At 58.7% G+C, this 18,045-nt stretch carries 16 protein-coding genes and 1 pseudogene; 1 reads left to right on the top strand and 16 read right to left on the bottom strand.

What is annotated here, in order from left to right; translation table 11 throughout:
* Nucleotides 1–19: 19 nt before the first annotated feature.
* The 15 genes and pseudogenes from QYH43_RS11330 to flhA form a co-directional block, all read right to left on the bottom strand.
* Nucleotides 20–511, bottom strand: a pseudogene (locus tag QYH43_RS11330) (DUF6622 family protein); the annotation flags it as partial.
* A gap of 389 nt (nt 512–900) precedes the next feature.
* A complete protein-coding gene (locus QYH43_RS11325; protein WP_095059043.1) occupies nt 901–1,293 on the bottom strand; it encodes a DUF2802 domain-containing protein in 393 nt (130 codons plus the stop codon).
* Complete coding sequence (locus QYH43_RS11320) at nt 1,294–1,779, bottom strand: chemotaxis protein CheW (RefSeq protein ID WP_007946765.1); 486 nt, start codon at nt 1,777–1,779, stop codon at nt 1,294–1,296.
* A 77-nt stretch (nt 1,780–1,856) separates the two neighbouring features.
* Nucleotides 1,857–2,813, bottom strand: coding sequence for a CheW domain-containing protein (locus QYH43_RS11315; protein WP_301157061.1), 957 nt, complete (start codon nt 2,811–2,813; stop codon nt 1,857–1,859).
* Nucleotides 2,814–2,933: 120 nt separating this feature from the next.
* Nucleotides 2,934–3,722, bottom strand: coding sequence for a ParA family protein (locus QYH43_RS11310; protein WP_095059041.1), 789 nt, complete (start codon nt 3,720–3,722; stop codon nt 2,934–2,936).
* Nucleotides 3,723–3,765: 43 nt separating this feature from the next.
* Complete coding sequence (gene motD, locus QYH43_RS11305) at nt 3,766–4,656, bottom strand: flagellar motor protein MotD (protein ID WP_095152115.1); 891 nt, start codon at nt 4,654–4,656, stop codon at nt 3,766–3,768.
* Between the two features lie 12 nt (nt 4,657–4,668).
* Complete coding sequence (locus QYH43_RS11300; RefSeq protein WP_095059039.1) at nt 4,669–5,409, bottom strand: flagellar motor protein; 741 nt, start codon at nt 5,407–5,409, stop codon at nt 4,669–4,671.
* Nucleotides 5,409–6,545, bottom strand: coding sequence for a chemotaxis response regulator protein-glutamate methylesterase (locus tag QYH43_RS11295; protein WP_095059038.1), 1,137 nt, complete (start codon nt 6,543–6,545; stop codon nt 5,409–5,411). The genes QYH43_RS11300 and QYH43_RS11295 overlap by 1 nt, the downstream gene beginning before the upstream one ends.
* Nucleotides 6,546–6,594: 49 nt before the next feature.
* Nucleotides 6,595–8,844, bottom strand: coding sequence for a chemotaxis protein CheA (locus QYH43_RS11290; protein WP_301157060.1), 2,250 nt, complete (start codon nt 8,842–8,844; stop codon nt 6,595–6,597).
* Between the two features lie 54 nt (nt 8,845–8,898).
* A complete protein-coding gene (locus QYH43_RS11285) occupies nt 8,899–9,687 on the bottom strand; it encodes a protein phosphatase CheZ (RefSeq protein ID WP_095059036.1) in 789 nt (262 codons plus the stop codon).
* A 21-nt stretch (nt 9,688–9,708) separates the two neighbouring features.
* A complete protein-coding gene (locus QYH43_RS11280) occupies nt 9,709–10,080 on the bottom strand; it encodes a chemotaxis response regulator CheY (RefSeq protein WP_003183998.1) in 372 nt (123 codons plus the stop codon).
* A 168-nt stretch (nt 10,081–10,248) separates the two neighbouring features.
* Complete coding sequence (fliA, locus tag QYH43_RS11275) at nt 10,249–10,989, bottom strand: RNA polymerase sigma factor FliA (RefSeq protein ID WP_095059035.1); 741 nt, start codon at nt 10,987–10,989, stop codon at nt 10,249–10,251.
* A complete protein-coding gene (fleN, locus tag QYH43_RS11270; RefSeq protein ID WP_007975361.1) occupies nt 10,986–11,816 on the bottom strand; it encodes a flagellar synthesis regulator FleN in 831 nt (276 codons plus the stop codon). Before fleN ends, fliA begins: the two co-directional genes overlap by 4 nt.
* Before the next feature lie 116 nt (nt 11,817–11,932).
* Entirely contained in the window at nt 11,933–13,258 is a 1,326-nt protein-coding gene (gene flhF / locus QYH43_RS11265) for a flagellar biosynthesis protein FlhF (RefSeq protein WP_301157059.1), read from the bottom strand.
* 11 nt (nt 13,259–13,269) lie between these two features.
* Nucleotides 13,270–15,399 (bottom strand): flagellar biosynthesis protein FlhA, encoded by a 2,130-nt coding sequence (flhA, locus tag QYH43_RS11260; protein WP_095059032.1) that lies wholly within the window; start codon nt 15,397–15,399, stop codon nt 13,270–13,272.
* A 342-nt stretch (nt 15,400–15,741) separates the two neighbouring features.
* On the opposite strand from flhA, the gene QYH43_RS11255 reads away from it, so the two are divergent.
* Entirely contained in the window at nt 15,742–16,839 is a 1,098-nt protein-coding gene (locus tag QYH43_RS11255) for an RHS repeat-associated core domain-containing protein (RefSeq protein ID WP_301157058.1), read from the top strand.
* A 66-nt stretch (nt 16,840–16,905) separates the two neighbouring features.
* Here the strand turns inward: QYH43_RS11255 and flhB are convergent, their stop codons facing one another.
* Nucleotides 16,906–18,045, bottom strand: coding sequence for a flagellar biosynthesis protein FlhB (flhB, locus tag QYH43_RS11250; RefSeq protein ID WP_095059030.1), 1,140 nt, complete (start codon nt 18,043–18,045; stop codon nt 16,906–16,908).

Raw genomic sequence — 18,045 nt, 5'->3', positions numbered from 1 at the left:
TGTGCGGCTTGTGCATCAACTACGCAACCGGAACATCCTTGAACAAACGCAAAAGCCTGAGACTGCGTCCGAGAATCAATCCATTGATCAGACCCGCTCCCAGTGTTGAGAAAATGACTCTCGAAAATTCATTGACCAACTCCGGATACATGGCGAGCTGATAACCGTCATAGTAACGCCACGTGAAGTAGCCCCAATACACAACCAACACTTTGATTGTTCCATCCAGCACCAGGCTTTCCCCCTCGCGCTTAACCTCGTTATACGAATAAAACCGCAATGCCACGGCCCAGCCCGCAAACAGGCCGAGTGCATAGACCGCGAGCGCACTAGCGATCCCTTGGGAAAGGTTCAGCGAAGTCAGGGATACAACTACAAATATCGCTGGCATGAACATCAGCGATCTTTTCGACATACGATGCTTGAAGCAGGCAATGGCACCGTAATAAGTCAGTATCAGAAAAACCGCGTAAATCCACAGCGGCGCACCACGTAAAATGTCAGACATAGTCCTTCCTTGGTCTCGCGTTGATCAGAACTGATCGCTGATTGAGACAAACAAGCTACCGGCGTCTCTCAGTGCTCACAAGCCGGCTGATTCCGTGACATTCATAGGCAGGAGATGACGACATCGTAGTCCCTTTCTGAGGACCAGAGGGGTGGAAAGGAAATAACCGGGCGTGGGGAAAACTATTGAGTTTTCGAGGACGCCATCGCAAGCAGGCTCGCACACAATGGTCTGTGGCGAACACATGTTTTGTGTCTGAAATAGGGGCACTGTAGAAGCGAGCAGGCTCCGGGCGGTGTTCCGGCGATGGAGTAATGAGCGCCGCGTTTTTCCCGGAAGCCCGCGTCATCGTTGAAATCCATCGCGAGCATGCTCGCTCCTACAGGTTTCTGTCAGTTCTTGTGCAACTTGCTCATCAACTCCGCCTCAGCCTGGGTCAAGCCGCAGGACTGGGTCAGTTCGTCCACGCTCGCGCCCATCCCGACCAGTCGCGCCGCCTGGGCGAACGACAGGCTGGTTGGGTCGCGCTGTTCCAGTTGAACCAGTTTGTCCGGCAATGGCGCCACGATGGCCCGCAGTTCGTGCAGGTCTTCGCCCATGCGCACATTGCCGTTCTGATAATCGTCGACGCGCTTGGCCAGGTCTTTGATGCGCTGATCACGCAGCGCATCGCCCTGGGCCTGTTGCGCGGCGATGAGTTTTTGCCCGCGAATGTACGCCAGGAACATCGCCAGCGTGCCTGCCCAAAACAGGAACAGGACAATGACCGCCACCTCAAGAATCAATCAGATGTTCTCCAGGTCCGACCATTCTTCTTCGCTCATCATCTTGTCCAGTTCGACCAGGATGAGCAATTCGTTGTTCTTGTTGCACACGCCTTGAATGAACTTGGCGGACTCTTCGTTACCGACGTTCGGCGCGGTTTCGATTTCCGACTGACGCAGGTAAACCACTTCAGCCACGCTGTCGACCATGATCCCGACCACCTGCTTGTCGGCTTCGATGATGACGATCCGGGTGTTGTCGCTGATTTCAGCATTCATCAGGCCGAAGCGCTGACGGGTGTCGATCACGGTGACCACGTTGCCGCGCAGGTTGATGATGCCCAGCACGTAGCTTGGCGCACCCGGAACCGGGGCAATTTCGGTGTAGCGCAGGACTTCCTGGACGCGCATCACGTTGATGCCGTAGGTCTCGTTGTCCAGCTTGAAGGTGACCCATTGCAGGATCGGATCTTCGGAACCTTTTGCCGCCGTTGCCTTGTCATTCATACCCTGACCCCTCAAGAAACCGCCCTGGCGGTGTGTGTTCTGTGCAACGTCATCAGACGTGACGCTGCCTGTTTTGTTTATTTGACTGATGTCGGTTTGTGGTTCGGCTTGCTGCCAGTCATGTGCCTGGCGCCGCCGCTGGCGATCAGCTCGGCCAGTGAGGTGACATCGAGCAAGGCGCACATGTGTTCAATCACCGTGCCGGCGAGCCATGGCCGCTGACCTCGGTGACTTCTCCATTTGATTTCATTCGGATCCAGGCGCAACGAGCGGCTGACCTGATGCACCGCCAGACCCCATTCGTAACCCTGAACCGAAATCACGTATTGCAGGCCCTGCTTGAAATCGTCGCGATAGCGATCGGGCATGACCCACCGTGCGGTATCCAGCACCTTCAGGTTGCCTGCCTGGCTCGGCAAGATGCCGAGGAACCATTCCGGCTGACCAAACAACGGCGTGAGCTCGTGGCCGGCCAGAGAATAGATCGAACCCAGGCATACCAGCGGCACCGCCAGGGTCAACCCGGCGACGTCGAACAAAAGGCACTCGAACGGCTCGGCGGCCCATGACGGACGCCCATCGGTTTCCACCGGTGGCGGCGTGTTGCTCGGCGGCAGATGAACTTCGACGACGGGTTCCACCAGGACTTGCTGCGTTTGCGTGGGCAGCGGTTCCTGGGCTTCAGGCACTTCGACGACGGGCTCGCACAAGGTTTGCAGCAACGGCGCGATAGTCGATACCGACACCATGGCGGGTGCAGGCGCGTCGACCACGGCAACGAGCGTTTTGACTACCGGCGCAACCGCCACCGTGTTTTTCTGCGCATCCCGGGCCTGCTCTTCAAGCACGGCTGCCTGGAATTCATCCAGCACGCCCTGCTCTTCAATGGCTTTTACCGTTGCGACGACTTCCACGACTTCGGGAATTACAGAAATGTCTGGCGAAAACTCTTCGGTCGCGTCTTGCAGCAGGTTGTCCAGATAAGACTGCAACGCCAGTTGCGGGCGCGATGTGATCTTGATCGGCCGGTTCACTGGAACATCCCCACTGTAGGAGCTGCCGCAGGCTGCGATCTTTTAGCGATATAAAGAGCGCCGCCGAGCAAGATCAAAAGATCGCAGCCTTCGCCAGCTCCTACACGTATTGAATTCATCTCAGGCCACCTGCGCGACGAGTTGCGCCGCCAGCAGATGCTTGAGCAATGCACGGTAAGCAAGAACGCCGCGGCTCTTGCCGTCGAACTGCGAAGGCGTCAATCCGGCGCGGCTGGCATCACGCAGGCGCGTGTCGACCGGGATGTAGCCTTGCCAGATCTCCTCGGGGAATTTGTCGCGCAGGACACGCAGCGTTCCAAGGGACGCTTGTGTGCGTCGGTCAAACAAGGTCGGGACGATGGAGAACGGCAACGCCTGTTTGCGAGAGCGGTTGATCATTGCCAACGTGTTGACCATGCGCTCAAGGCCCTTGACCGCCAGGTGTTCGGTCTGCACCGGGATCACCAGTTGCTGGCTCGCCGCCAAGGCATTGACCATCAGCACACCGAGCAGCGGCGGGCTGTCGATGATCGCGTAATCGAAGTCCTGCCATAACTGCGCCAGACTCTTGGCAATCACCAGGCCCAGACCGCTCTGGCCTGGCGTCTGACGCTCAAGGGTCGCCAGCGCGGTACTGGAAGGCAAAAGAGAAATGCGTTCGTCACTGGTCGACAGCAACAATTGCCCGGGCAAGCCCTGCGGCACGCTGCCCTTGTGCAGGAACAAGTCGTAGTTGCTGTGCTCCAGGGTGTCGGGGTCGTAACCGAAATAGCTGGTCATAGAGCCGTGGGGGTCGAGGTCGACCACAACCACGCGCTTGCCCGCCTCGGCCAGTAACCCGGCTAAAGCGATGGAGGAAGTGGTTTTACCGACACCACCCTTTTGATTGGCGACTGCCCAGACTCTCATTCGAATGGTTCCTCCCGACCGAATGGATCGGCCGAGAAATAGCTCAACGTGTTAATGCGGGTGACGGAGAATTGACGGCGCTCTCTCGTACCGGCGACTTGACCGGGGTCGGTGCAGTTTGTGTGCCAGCACGCTTCAATGCGGCATCCGGTTGCGCATGGGCGGTTCCGGTTCCGGTCAGGCTGCGGCGCACATCCAGGTTGCGCGACACCACCAGCACCACGCGACGGTTACGCGCACGGCCCTCGGTGGTGGCGTTATTGGCCACCGGCTGGAACTCACCGTAACCCACCGACGCCAGGCGACCCGGGTTCACCCCCTGCATCGCCAGCATGCGCACAATGCTCGCCGACCGGGCGGAGGACAGCTCCCAGTTGGTCGGGTACTGCGCGGTGCGGATCGGTTGATCGTCGGTGAAACCCTCGACGTGAATCGGGTTGTCGAACGGTTTCAGAATCGCCGCGACCTTATCGATGATATTGAACGCGATGTCGCTGGGCATGGCGTCGCCGCTGCCGAACAACAGGCTGGAGTTGAGTTCGATCTCGACCCACAACTCGTTGCCGCGCACGGTCATCTGGTTGGAGCTGATCAGATCGCCGAACGCTGCGCTGATGTCATCGGCGATGCTTTTGAGCGGATCGCTGGCCCCGGCGACACCGGCGTCGACCTGCTCGCTGTCCTTGACCAATGGCTTGGCCGGCGTGACGGTCTTCGGCCGCTCGTCACCGATCGGGATCGGCTTGAGTGCGCGGTCGTTATCGCTGAAGACGCCGATCAGCGCTTCGGAAATGATTTTGTACTTGCCTTCGTTGACCGAAGAAATTGAGTACATCACCACGAAAAAGGCGAACAGCAAGGTGATGAAGTCCGCGTAAGACACCAGCCAGCGCTCGTGGTTAACGTGTTCTTCCTGATGTCGACGACGGGCCATGAGCTTATTCCCTTAATCCATGAAGCCTTGCAGCTTCAACTCTATGGAACGAGGGTTTTCACCTTCGGCGATCGACAGGATCCCTTCCAGCAGCATTTCGCGATAACGCGACTGACGCAACGCGATGGATTTGAGTTTGGCGGCAATCGGCAACAGCACCAGGTTAGCGCTGGCCACGCCGTAGATGGTCGCGACGAAAGCCACGGCGATACCGCTGCCCAGTTGCGACGGATCCGCGAGGTTGCCCATGACATGAATCAGGCCCATGACCGCACCGATGATGCCGATGGTCGGCGCATAACCGCCCATGCTTTCAAACACTTTGGCGGCTTCGATATCGCGGCTTTCCTGGGTGTAGAAGTCCACTTCAAGAATGCTGCGGATCGCTTCCGGTTCGGCGCCATCGACCAGCAGTTGCAGGCCTTTGCGTGCGTAGTTGTCGGGTTCTGCGTCAGCGATGCCTTCCAGGCCGAGCAGCCCTTCCTTGCGTGCCGTCAAACTCCAGTTCACCACGCGATCGATACCACCGGCGAGGTCGACGCGCGGTGGAAACAGGATCCACGCCAGAATCTGCATCGCACGCTTGAAAGCGCTCATCGGCGCTTGCAGCAATGCCGCGCCGACGGTCCCGCCCAGCACGATCAAGGCCGCCGGACCGTTGGCCAACGCACCGAGATGCCCGCCTTCGAGGTAGTTGCCGCCGATGATGGCGACGAACGCCATGATGATGCCAATGAGGCTTAGAACATCCATCAGACGCAAGCCTCGACAATGTGCCGGCCAATGTCGTCGAGGCTGTACACCGCGTCGGCGAGCTCAGCTTTGACGATGGCCATCGGCATGCCGTAGATCACGCAACTGGCTTCATCCTGAGCCCAGATCGAACTGCCACCCTGCTTGAGCAGGCGCGCACCTTCGCGGCCGTCGGCGCCCATGCCGGTCAACACCACCGCCAGAACTTTGTCACCGAAGGTCTTGGCTGCCGAACCGAAGGTGATGTCCACACACGGCTTGTAATTCAGACGCTCGTCACCCGGCAGGATTCTCACCGCGCCACGGCCATCGATCATCATCTGCTTGCCACCCGGCGCCAGTAGCGCAACACCGGGTCGCAGGATGTCGCCATCCTCGGCTTCCTTGACGCTGATGCGGCAGAGTTTGTCCAGGCGCTCGGCGAACGCTTTGGTGAACGCGGCCGGCATGTGCTGGATCAACACGATCGGTGCTGGGAAGTTGGCCGGCAATTGGGTCAACACCCGCTGCAGGGCAACCGGCCCACCGGTGGACGTGCCGATGGCCACCAGTTTGTAGGCTTTGCGCTTGGGAGCGGGCGAAGACGTCACGGGTGCATGCGCTCGCGCAGGAATCGGTGCCGGTGCCGGTGCTGGACGCACAGGCGCACTGTGGCCGTAACTGCCGATGCTCGAAGGCGCCGGGGTTGGAGCTGGCGCGGCCACAGGGGCCGGCGCGCTGTAAGTGCTGACACGACGATTGCTGCGCGAGATGCTCAGGATCTTCTCGCACAGCAGTTGCTTGACCTTCTCCGGGTTGCGGGAGATGTCTTCGAAATTCTTCGGCAGGAAGTCCACGGCACCGGCGTCCAGCGCATCGAGGGTCACCCGGGCGCCTTCGTGGGTCAGCGAGGAGAACATCAAGACCGGCGTCGGGCAGCGCTGCATGATGTGCCGCACGGCAGTGATGCCGTCCATCATCGGCATCTCGTAGTCCATGGTGATCACGTCGGGCTTGAGGGACAGCGCCTGATCAATCGCCTCTTTGCCGTTGGTCGCGGTGCCGACGACCTGGATATTGGAATCCGCTGAAAGAATTTCCGAAACGCGGCGGCGGAAAAACCCCGAATCGTCCACCACCAGGACTTTGACTGCCATAAACACTCCATTAGATGGAGCGAAGCTCAGTCGCCCCGCTCCACCAGAATCAAATACGCCGTGTGGCGTAACGCTTGAGCATGCTCGGAACATCGAGAATCAGCGCGATGCGACCGTCACCGGTAATCGTGGCGCCCGACATGCCCGGCGTTCCCTGAAGCATTTTGCCCAATGGCTTGATGACCACTTCTTCCTGGCCAACCAGTTGATCGACGACGAAGCCGATCCGCTGGGTGCCCACCGAAAGGATCACCACATGGCCTTCGCGCTGCTCTTCGTGAGCGGCGGAACTGACGAGCCAGCGTTTGAGGTAGAACAATGGCAGCGCCTTGTCCCGCACGATCACCACTTCCTGGCCGTCGACGACGTTGGTGGTCGACAGGTCGAGGTGGAAGATTTCGTTGACGTTGACCAGCGGGAACGCAAAGGCCTGGTTGCCGAGCATCACCATCAGTGTCGGCATGATCGCCAGGGTCAGCGGCACCTTGATGACGATCTTCGAACCCTGGCCCTTGGCCGAGTAGATGTTGATCGAGCCGTTGAGCTGGGAGATCTTGGTTTTCACCACGTCCATGCCCACGCCACGACCCGACACGTCGGAAATCTCGGTCTTGGTCGAGAAGCCCGGCGCGAAGATCAGGTTGTAGCACTCGGTATCGCTCAGGCGATCGGCCGCGTCCTTGTCCATCACACCGCGTTTTACCGCGATGGAACGCAGGACGTTCGGGTCCATGCCTTTGCCGTCATCGGAGATCGACAGCAGGATGTGATCGCCTTCCTGCTCGGCCGCCAGAATCACCTTGCCGCCCCGGGCCTTGCCCGAGGCTTCGCGTTCTTCCGGCGACTCGATGCCGTGGTCGACCGCGTTGCGCACCAAGTGGACCAGCGGGTCGGCCAGGGCCTCGACGAGGTTCTTGTCGAGGTCGGTTTCTTCGCCGACCAGTTCCAGGTTGATCTCTTTCTTGAGCTGACGGGCCAAGTCGCGAACCAGACGCGGGAAGCGTCCGAAGACTTTCTTGATCGGTTGCATCCGGGTCTTCATGACCGCGGTTTGCAGGTCGGCCGTGACCACGTCGAGGTTCGATACGGCCTTGGACATGGCTTCGTCGGCGCTGTTGGCACCCAGGCGCACCAGGCGGTTACGCACCAGCACCAGTTCGCCGACCATGTTCATGATTTCGTCGAGACGCGCGGTATCGACCCGCACGGTGGTTTCGGCTTCGCTGGCCGGTTTTTCCGCGGGTGGCGCGGCGACGGCGCGGGCAGGTGCCGGTGCCGGTGCCGCAGCAGGTGCGTCGGCCTTCGGTTCTGGTGCCTTGGCGACAGCTTTCGGCGCTACCGCTTTGGCTGCCGGTGCAGCGACAGAAGCACTTGCGGCGGTTGCGGTGCCGACTTCGCTGAACTTGCCTTTGCCGTGCAATTCGTCGAGCAGCGACTCGAACTCGTGATCGCTGATCAGATCGCTACCCGCTGCTAAAGCGGCAGGTGCCACCGGCGTCGGTACTGAAGCAATAGCGGATTCCAGCGCATCAACCGCAAAGTTACCCTTGCCGTGCAGCTGGTCGAGCAGTGCTTCGAATTCTTCGTCGGTAATATCGGAGCTGTCGCCTGCGGCTTTCGGCGCTGGCGGTGCCGTCGGCGCGGGTGCCACCGCGTCGACGGCAAACTGGCCTTTACCATGCAATTGATCGAGCAAGGACTCGAACTCGGCATCGGTGATTTCATCGCTTGCCGCGGCATTGCCGGCAGGCACTGGAGCTGGAGCAGCTGCCGGTGCCTCGGCCTGGGCCTTGACGGCGTTCAGCGAGTCCAGCAGTTGTTCGAATTCGTTGTCGGTGATGTCACCCGATTCGCTTTCAGGCGCTTCAACCACTTCGGCGACGGGCGCAGGTACAGCCTCGTCAGCCGACTGTGGTTCGGCCAGACGGGCCAGTGCCGCGAGCAGTTCAGGTGTGGCGGCCGTGATCGGGCTGCGCTCGCGGACTTCGCTGAACATGCTGTTCACCGCGTCCAGTGCTTCGAGCACCACGTCCATCAGTTCCGAATCGACACGACGCTCACCCTTGCGCAGGATGTCGAACACGTTCTCGGCGATGTGGCAGCACTCCACCAGCTCGTTGAGCTGGAGGAAACCGGCGCCCCCTTTTACAGTGTGAAAACCGCGAAAAATTGCATTGAGCAGATCCGCATCATCCGGACGGCTTTCCAGCTCGACCAGTTGCTCGGACAGTTGCTCTAGAATCTCGCCGGCCTCAACCAGGAAATCCTGAAGGATCTCTTCATCGGCGCCGAAGCTCATTAAGGGGGTGCTCCTACAGGTCTAAAAACCCAAAAAACCTAAAATTCTAAAACTCTAAAATCCCAGGCTGGATAACAAATCGTCCACATCGTCCTGACCGGACACAACGTCTTCTCTTTTATCGGCATGAATCTGCGGACCTTCACCCTGAGAGAGATGTTTTTGTGGATCTTTTTCTGCAAGCATCGCTTCACGGTCATGTTCGATGCCCGCAAAGCGGTCCACCTGACTGGCCATCAGTACGAGCTTGAGCAAATTACTTTCGACTTCGGTGACCAACTGGGTCACACGCTTGATCACTTGACCTGTGAGGTCCTGGTAATCCTGAGCCAGCAGGATGTCGTTCAGGTTGCTCGACACTGCCCGGCTATCGACGCTGCTGCGTGACAGAAAGCCGTCGACCCGCCGCGCCAGATCACGAAACTCTTCAGCGCCGACTTCACGACGCATGAACCGCCCCCAATCCGCGCTCAAGGCCTGGGCTTCGTCACCCAGACCATTGACCAGCGGCGTAGCACTTTCGACCAGGTCCATGGTGCGGTTGGCCGCCGCTTCGGTGAGCTTCACAACGTAGCCCAGACGCTCCGCAGCATCCGTAATCTGGGACACTTCTTCGGCTTGCGGCATGTGCGGGTCAATCTGGAAATTGACGATCGCGCTATGCAGCTCGCGGGTCAGTTTTCCCACTTCCTGATACAGGCCGCGGTCACGGGTCTGATTGAGCTCATGGATCAATTGCACTGCGTCACCGAACCTGCCTTTTTCAAGGCTGGCGACCAGTTCGACGGCGTGTTTTTTCAGGGTCGATTCAAAATCGCCCAATGAAGATTCGTTATGCCCCATAGCTCCCCCGTGGCGCGTTCATCAACCGATGCGTTCGAAAATCTTTTCGATTTTTTCTTTCAACGCCTGGGCCGTGAAGGGCTTGACCACATAGCCGTTAACGCCGGCCTGGGCCGCTTCGATGATTTGTTCGCGCTTGGCTTCAGCGGTCACCATCAATACTGGCAGGTGCTTGAGCTTTTCATCGGCGCGCACGTGGCGCAGAAGATCGATACCGGTCATGCCAGGCATGTTCCAGTCCGTCACCAGAAAGTCGATGCTTCCGCTGTTGAGCACCGGAATGGCGGTAGTGCCATCGTCGGCCTCGACGGTGTTGGTGAACCCAAGGTCACGCAGCAGGTTCTTGATGATCCGCCGCATCGTTGAGAAGTCATCAACGATGAGGATTTTCATGTTCTTGTCCAATTCGACCTCCAAGCAGTCTTAAACGCGCCCAGCACCTGGACGCGCCATTTCAATCAATCCGGCAAAGCACTCAATGACTGTCTGGAGCACAACAGATCGAGACCGGTGCAGTTCAACGCCACACCAGCCCTTTTCGCAGTGTCCCCCACACTGCCTTCAGCGCGCTCGCCACTCCCCCAAACGCCCCCGCAAACGGGCCGCGCACTGGCTGTGTAACTGGCTGACCCGCGATTCGCTGACCCCCAGGACCTCACCGATTTCCTTGAGATTCAACTCTTCGTCGTAGTACAGCGCCAACACCAGTCGCTCACGCTCCGGCAAATTGGCAATCGCGTCCGCCAGCGCTGCCTGGAAGCGTTCATCTTCCAGATCGCGAGACGGCTCGAGATGAGCACTCGCGCCATCCTCGTGCAGCCCTTCGTGTTCGCCGTCCTGCAACAGATCGTCGAAACTGAATAACCGGCTGCCCAGGGTGTCGTTCAAAATTCCGTAGTAATCATCGAGACTCAATTGGAGTTCGGCCGCAACTTCGTGATCTTTAGCGTCACGGCCGGTTTTAGCTTCAATCGAGCGAATTGCGTCGCTGACCATGCGCGTATTGCGGTGGACCGAACGGGGTGCCCAGTCGCCCTTGCGCACTTCATCGAGCATGGCGCCGCGGATTCGTATGCCCGCGTACGTCTCGAAACTCGCGCCTTTGCTGGCGTCGTATTTGGTCGAGACTTCAAGCAGGCCGATCATCCCGGCCTGGATCAAGTCTTCGACCTGAACACTGGCCGGCAGACGCGCCAGCAAGTGGTAAGCAATGCGTTTGACCAGCGGCGCGTAACGCTCGATCAGCTCGTACTGCGCATCGCGTGCCGATTTTTTGTAGAGGTTGTAGCCGCTGGCACTCATAGCACGGGTCCTGCCGTTTGCTGCACGAGCCGCTCGACGAAAAACTCCAGGTGCCCGCGCGGGTTGGCAGGCAGCGGCCAGGTGTCGACCTTCTGCGCGATCGCCTTGAAGGCGAGCGAGCACTTGGAACGCGGGAAGGCTTCGTACACGGCGCGCTGCTTCTGCACAGCCTTGCGCACGCTTTCGTCGTAAGGCACCGCACCGACGTATTGCAATGCAACGTCGAGAAAACGATCGGTGACCTTGGTCAACTTGGCAAACAGGTTGCGACCTTCCTGCGGGCTCTGGGCCATGTTGGCCAGCACACGGAAGCGGTTCATGCCGTAGTCGCGGTTGAGCAATTTGATCAGGGCGTAGGCGTCGGTGATGGACGTCGGCTCGTCGCAGACCACCAGCAACACTTCCTGAGCGGCGCGCACAAAACTGACGACCGACTCGCCAATACCGGCGGCGGTATCGATCACCAGCACATCGAGATTGTCGCCGATATCACTGAACGCCTGGATCAGCCCGGCGTGTTGCGCCGGACTCAGATGCACCATGCTCTGAGTGCCGGATGCGGCCGGAACGATGCGAATGCCACCGGGACCCTGCAACAAGACGTCGCGCAGCTCGCAGCGGCCTTCGATCACGTCGGCCAGGGTACGTTTGGGTGTCAGTCCCAGCAAGACGTCGACGTTCGCCAGTCCCAGGTCGGCGTCCAGCAACATGACGCGCCGGCCGAGCTCGGCCAAAGCCAGGGACAAGTTCACTGACACGTTAGTTTTCCCGACGCCACCTTTGCCGCCGGTCACCGCGATCACCTGTACGGGATGCATGCTGCCCATGTTATTTCTTTACCTTGTCTTGCATAGACGGAGGCCACATTACTGGCTGCGCGTTCACAAACGGAACAATGCATGGCAGACCATCGATGTAGGTACAAAAACTATTCATTTTTACCTCAGCCTACCTGCTTGGTGGGGCTGTGGTAAATGTCAGCGAACATGTCAGCCATGGCTTCTTCGCTGGGTTCTTCCTGCATTTGCACGCTGACGGCGCGACTGACCAATTGATGACGACGCGGCAGATGCAGATCATCCGGAATCCGCGGGCCATCGGTCAGGTACGCCACCGGTAATTCATGGCTGATGGCCAGACTTAGTACCTCGCCCAGACTGGCTGTTTCATCCAGTTTAGTCAGGATGCAGCCAGCTAGCCCGCAGCGCTTGTAACTGTGATAGGCGGCGGTTAGAACCTGTTTCTGGCTGGTGGTTGCCAACACCAGATAATTTTTTGAGCGGATGCCACGGCCGGCCAGACTTTCGAGCTGCATACGCAGCGCCGGGTCGCTGGCTTGCAGGCCGGCGGTGTCGATCAGCACTACACGCTTGCGCAGCAAAGGTTCCAGCGCCTGCACCAGGGACTGGCCCGGGTCGACGTGGGTCACCGGCACATTGAGGATGCGGCCGAGGGTCTTGAGCTGCTCCTGTGCGCCGATGCGGAAGCTGTCCATGCTCACCAGCGCAATGTTCTGTGCGCCGTACTTGAGCACGTACCGGGCCGCCAGCTTGGCCAGCGTGGTGGTCTTGCCCATGCCGGCAGGGCCGACCATGGCAATCACGCCGCCTTCTTCCAGGGGCTCGATTTCCGGCGTGGCGATCATTCGTGCCAGGTGCGCCAGCAACATGCGCCAGGCCTGACGAGGCTCCTGGATTTCAGTAATCAGTGCCAGCAGATCGCGCGACAACGGGCCGGACAGACCAATGCGTTGCAGACGACGCCAGAGGTTGGCCTGACCCGGACTGCTGCCTTGCAGCTGATTCCAGGCCAGCGATCCCAGCTGTACTTCCATGAGTTCGCGCAGGCTGTTGAGCTCGAAACGCATCGAGTCGAACACGCGAGCGTCAACAGCCGCTGCTGGAGCAGGCGCTGGTGCCGGGCGACGCGGCTCGGCGTAAGTCGGTTCGATCAACGGCTCGGCAGCGGTCAGCGGCAGGCCTGCGAATAACTGGCGATTGGTGCTCTCGTCGCTCTCGCCTTCGCTGCGCAGGCTCAGTTCGGCCTGGGCGGTGACGATCCGCGATTGGGTCTTGCGCAGCTCATCCTCGAGCTCCATGCTCGGAACACGTGGCGCCAGCGCCGACAGCTTGTAATCCAGCGCGGCAGTCAGCTCGACACCCCCGGCGATCCTGCGGTTGCCAATGATCGCCGCATCAGCGCCCAGCTCATCGCGAACCAGCTTCATGGCCTGACGCATATCGGCGGCGAAAAAACGCTTAACTTGCATAAACCACTACCTCAGCCGTTGGGCCCTACTGTCGCAACGATGGTCACTTGCTTGTTGTCAGGGATTTCCTGGTAAGCCAACACGTGCAAACCCGGGACTGCGAGCCGGCCAAATCGCGAGAGCATCGCGCGAACCGGACCGGCCACCAGCAGAATCACCGGTTGACCTTGCATCTCTTGACGCTGCGCGGCATCGATCAACGAGCGCTGCAGCTTTTCAGCCATGCTTGGCTCCAGCAGAACGCCCTCTTCCGAGCCTTGTCCCGCCTTCTGCAGACTATTGAGCAATATCTGTTCCAACCTTGGCTCCAGCGTGATAACTGGCAGCTCGGAGTCAGTGCCTACAATGCTTTGGACGATTGCGCGGGATACGCCAACACGCACCGCCGCCACCAATGCGGCGGTATCTTGACTCTTGGCGGCATTGTTCGCGATGGCTTCGGCAATGCTGCGAATGTCACGCACCGGCACTTGTTCCGCCAACAACGCTTGCAGCACCTTGAGCAATTGCGACAGCGACACCACACCCGGCACCAGTTCTTCTGCCAGTTTCGGCGAACTCTTGGCCAGCAATTGCATGAGTTGCTGCACTTCCTCGTGGCCGATCAGCTCACTGGAATGCTTGTAGAGAATCTGGTTCAAGTGGGTGGCCACTACTGTACTGGCATCGACCACTGTATAGCCAAGGGATTGTGCCTGGGCACGCTGACTGATCTCGATCCACACCGCCTCCAGGCCGAAAGCCGGGTCTTTGGCGGTGATGCCGTTGAGCGTGCCGTAGACCTGCCCCGGGTTGATCGCCAGTTCGCGATCCGGGTAAATCTCCGCTTCCGCCAGGATCACCCCCATGAGGGTCAGGCGATAGGCGCTGGGGGCCAGGTCGAGGTTGTCGCGGATATGCACGGTCGGCATCAGGAAGCCCAGATCCTGGGACAGCTTCTTGCGCACGCCCTTGATCCGCGCCAGCAGCTGGCCGCCCTGGTTGCGGTCCACCAATGGAATCAGGCGATAGCCCACTTCCAGGCCGATCATGTCGATCGGTGTCACGTCATCCCAGCCAAGCTCCTTGGTTTCCTGGGCCCGGGCTGGCGAAGGCAGCAATTCCTGCTGACGCTTGACCTCTTGCAGCGCCTGCACCTTGGCGCCGTTCTGCTTCTTCCAGAACAGGTAGGCACCACCTGCCGCGAGGGCCGCCATGCTCAGGAAGGAAAAGTGCGGCATGCCCGGGACAAGCCCCATGACCGCCATCAAGCCCGCCGCCACCGCCAGCGCTTTGGGCGAGGCGAACATCTGGCGATTGATCTGCTTGCCCATGTCTTCCGAACCGGAAGCACGGGTCACCATGATTGCCGCCGCTGTCGATAACAACAGTGATGGCAATTGCGCCACCAAACCGTCACCGATGGTCAGCAACGCGTAAACCTTACCGGCGTCGCCGAAGGTCATGCCGTGCTGGAAGATACCGACCGCCATGCCGCCGATCAGGTTGATGAACAGAATCAGCAGGCCGGCAATGGCGTCACCCCGGACGAACTTGCTGGCACCGTCCATGGAACCGTAGAACTCGGCTTCCTGCGCAACTTCCGAACGACGCGCCTTGGCTTGCGCCTGGTCGATCAGGCCGGCGTTGAGGTCGGCGTCGATCGCCATTTGTTTGCCGGGCATTGCATCGAGGGTGAAACGCGCACTCACCTCGGAAATCCGCCCGGCACCCTTGGTCACCACGACGAAGTTGATGATCATCAAGATCGCGAAAACCACGATACCGACCACGTAGTTACCGCCAATCACCACTTCACCGAAGGCCTGGATCACCTTGCCGGCGGCGGCATGACCGTCCTGGCCGTGAAGCATCACCACCCGGGTGGAGGCCACGTTCAGCGCCAGGCGCAACAAAGTCGCCACCAGCAGAATGGTCGGGAACACCGCGAAATCCAGCGGCCGCAAGGCGTACACGCAGACCAGCAGCACCACAATCGACAACGCAATGTTGAACGTGAAGAACACGTCCAGCAGAAACGGCGGAATCGGCAACATCATCATCGCCAGCATGACCAGCAGCAACAATGGCACACCCAAATTGCCCCGACTGAGGTCGGCGACGTTTGTGCGAGCTGCGCTGATTAACTGAGAGCGATCCACCGGTATTCCCCGTTCCTTTGAAGCAAACTTTTGACGCCAGAAGCAGGCGCAGGGTGGCTATTGCAAGAAGCCTTCCAACTTTTGGATTTGAGGATGCAGCGGTGGCCTGTGCGGCCTGCGGAGGTCCTTGTGGGAGCGAGTTTGCTCGCGATGACGTCGACACAGCGAGCACGTATGTTGACTGACCCGCCGCTATCGCGAGCAAGCTCCCACAGGGTTAGTGGTGTCCAGGCTTGCAACTGATCGAGCCATACAGCGCACCGAACCTATCAGTTCTGATAGTACCGAGCTGGCAATAATCCGCCGATACTCAAGCTCCCCCGAGAATCTGGAGCAAGCTCTATGGCTTCCTCACAACCAATCCTGCTCTGCCGCAATGCCTACGATCCACTGGATCGTTTGATCAGCCAATTCCTGCCGGGGGCAGCAGCGCACCAACGGTTTTATTGCAAAAGTCGCCTGAGTACGGAAATACAGGGGGCAATCGGGTACTCCATTTTTCAGAAGGACAACCTGCTGCTAGCGCAACAGAAGCGTCAGAACGATGCCGTCGAAAGCACACTGCTGGCTACCGATCCGCAGCGTTCGGTACTGCAGACTCTTAAAGCCGATCTGCAATACCCCATCGCCTACTCGCCCTACGGCCATCATCGGGCTGAAAGCGGATTGAGCAGCTTGCTGGGGTTCAATGGTGAGCGGGCGGATGCGGTGACCGGGTGTTATTTGTTGGGGAATGGGTATCGGGCGTTTAATCCTGTTTTGATGCGATTTAATAGTCCGGATAGTTTGAGTCCGTTTGGAAATGGCGGGTTGAATCCGTATGCCTATTGCCTCGCGGATCCGGTCAACTTTTATGATCAAAACGGCCATATTCCACTCGCAAAAATCTTTACATCCTTTCTTTCATCGCGGCGAGCACTTACAGCAGCAAAAGCCCCAAGGAATGGATACATGCAAGAGATTCGAATGATCGACGACGCAGCGTTCACTTTTATAGATAACTACAAGGGCAATACACGTCTCAACATTAAAGCTCATGGCGAGCCAGGCATATCAAGTAAGCCCTCGAAAGTTATCTTCAAAGATCGACAGTTAACCCCTAAAGAGCTTCACACCGAGCTACTGCAGAAAAACTACAACTTTGAAAAATACGAAAACGTTAGAATTTTGGCTTGCCATTCTGCGGAGGGCGGCCGCAACTCATTCGCAGCAGAATTTTCACACCTGACTAGAAAACCCGTAAAAGGCTATAAAGGTATTGTGGTGGCGAACAACGACCCGCAGGATATTCTTGAACAATTTAATTATTCTCGCCAGCACTACCCAGATGACCCATACAGCGACCTAGACACCTTTTTTAGAACACAGACCCATCATGTGAAAAAAGGAAAAAGCATCAATTTCCACCCAGAAAAAATCTTACATATTCGCAACGGCTAAAATCGCCAAATCTATCCCCTGTCAAGGAGCAAGGAGCGATTGAGCTAAAAACACAGTAACTCTACTTTAAGAATCCCGCCGCAAATCCGGCGGAATCGGCAAATCATCCTTGAGCGGATCCGGCCGCTTTCCTTTGCCCGCCCGGTACTGCCGAATCTGGTAGACGTAAGCCAACACCTGCGCAACCGCGAGATACAGCCCACCCGGAATTTCCTGCTCTAACTCCGTCGAGTAATAAATCGACCGCGCCAGCGCCGGCGATTCCAGCAGCAAAATCTCATTGGCCGCCGCGATTTCACGAATCTTCAGCGCCAGGAAGTCGCTGCCCTTGGCGATCAGCATCGGAGCCCCGCCCTTGTCCGGGTCGTACTTGAGCGCCACGGCGTAGTGGGTCGGGTTGGTGATGACCACGTCGGCATCGGGGATTGCCGCCATCATCCGGCGCTGGGACATTTCGCGTTGCAACTGGCGAATGCGCTGTTTGACCTCCGGTCGTCCTTCCTGATCCTTGTGCTCGTCGCGCACTTCCTGCTTGGTCATCTTCAGTTTCTTGATGCTTTCCCAGATCTGGATCGGTACGTCTACGGCGGCAATGATGATCAATCCGCAGGCCATCCACAGAGTGCTCCAGCCGACCAATTGCAGGCTATGAGTGATGGCCCGATCCAGCGGTTCGTGGGCGATACGCAACAAATCGTCGATGTCTGCGGACAAGACCAACAGCGCCACAAACAGCACGATGAAGAACTTCGCCAAGGCTTTGAGCAGTTCGGCCACGGCCTTGGCCGAAAACATGCGTTTGAGACCTGCGCCGGGGTTCATACGGCTGAATTTGGGCGCCATGGTGCCCGCGGAGAACAACCAGCCACCGAGGGAAATCGGGCCGATCAACGCGGCCAGCAGCAAGGTGATCATCACCGGCTGAATCGCCAGCAAGGCGATCTGCCCCGAGTGCAGCAGATAGGCGCCCATCGAGCGCTGATCCAGCACCACTTCCCGCGACAGCGTAAAATTCAGGCGCATCAGGTCCATCATTTCCTGAGCCAGCGCTCCGCCGAACACCAGCAACGCGCCAGCACCTGCCAGCATGATCGCCAGCGTATTTAGCTCCTTGGAACGGGCAATCTCACCCTTTTCACGGGCGTCCTTTTTCTTTTTCTCCGTGGGGTCTTCTGTTTTGTCCTGACCGCTTTCGCTCTCAGCCAT

Source organism: Pseudomonas sp. C32 (assembly GCF_030417915.1).
GTDB lineage: Bacteria > Pseudomonadota > Gammaproteobacteria > Pseudomonadales > Pseudomonadaceae > Aquipseudomonas.
Note: the sequence above shows the minus strand (reverse complement) of the source record. Positions and strands in the feature narration are given on the sequence as shown.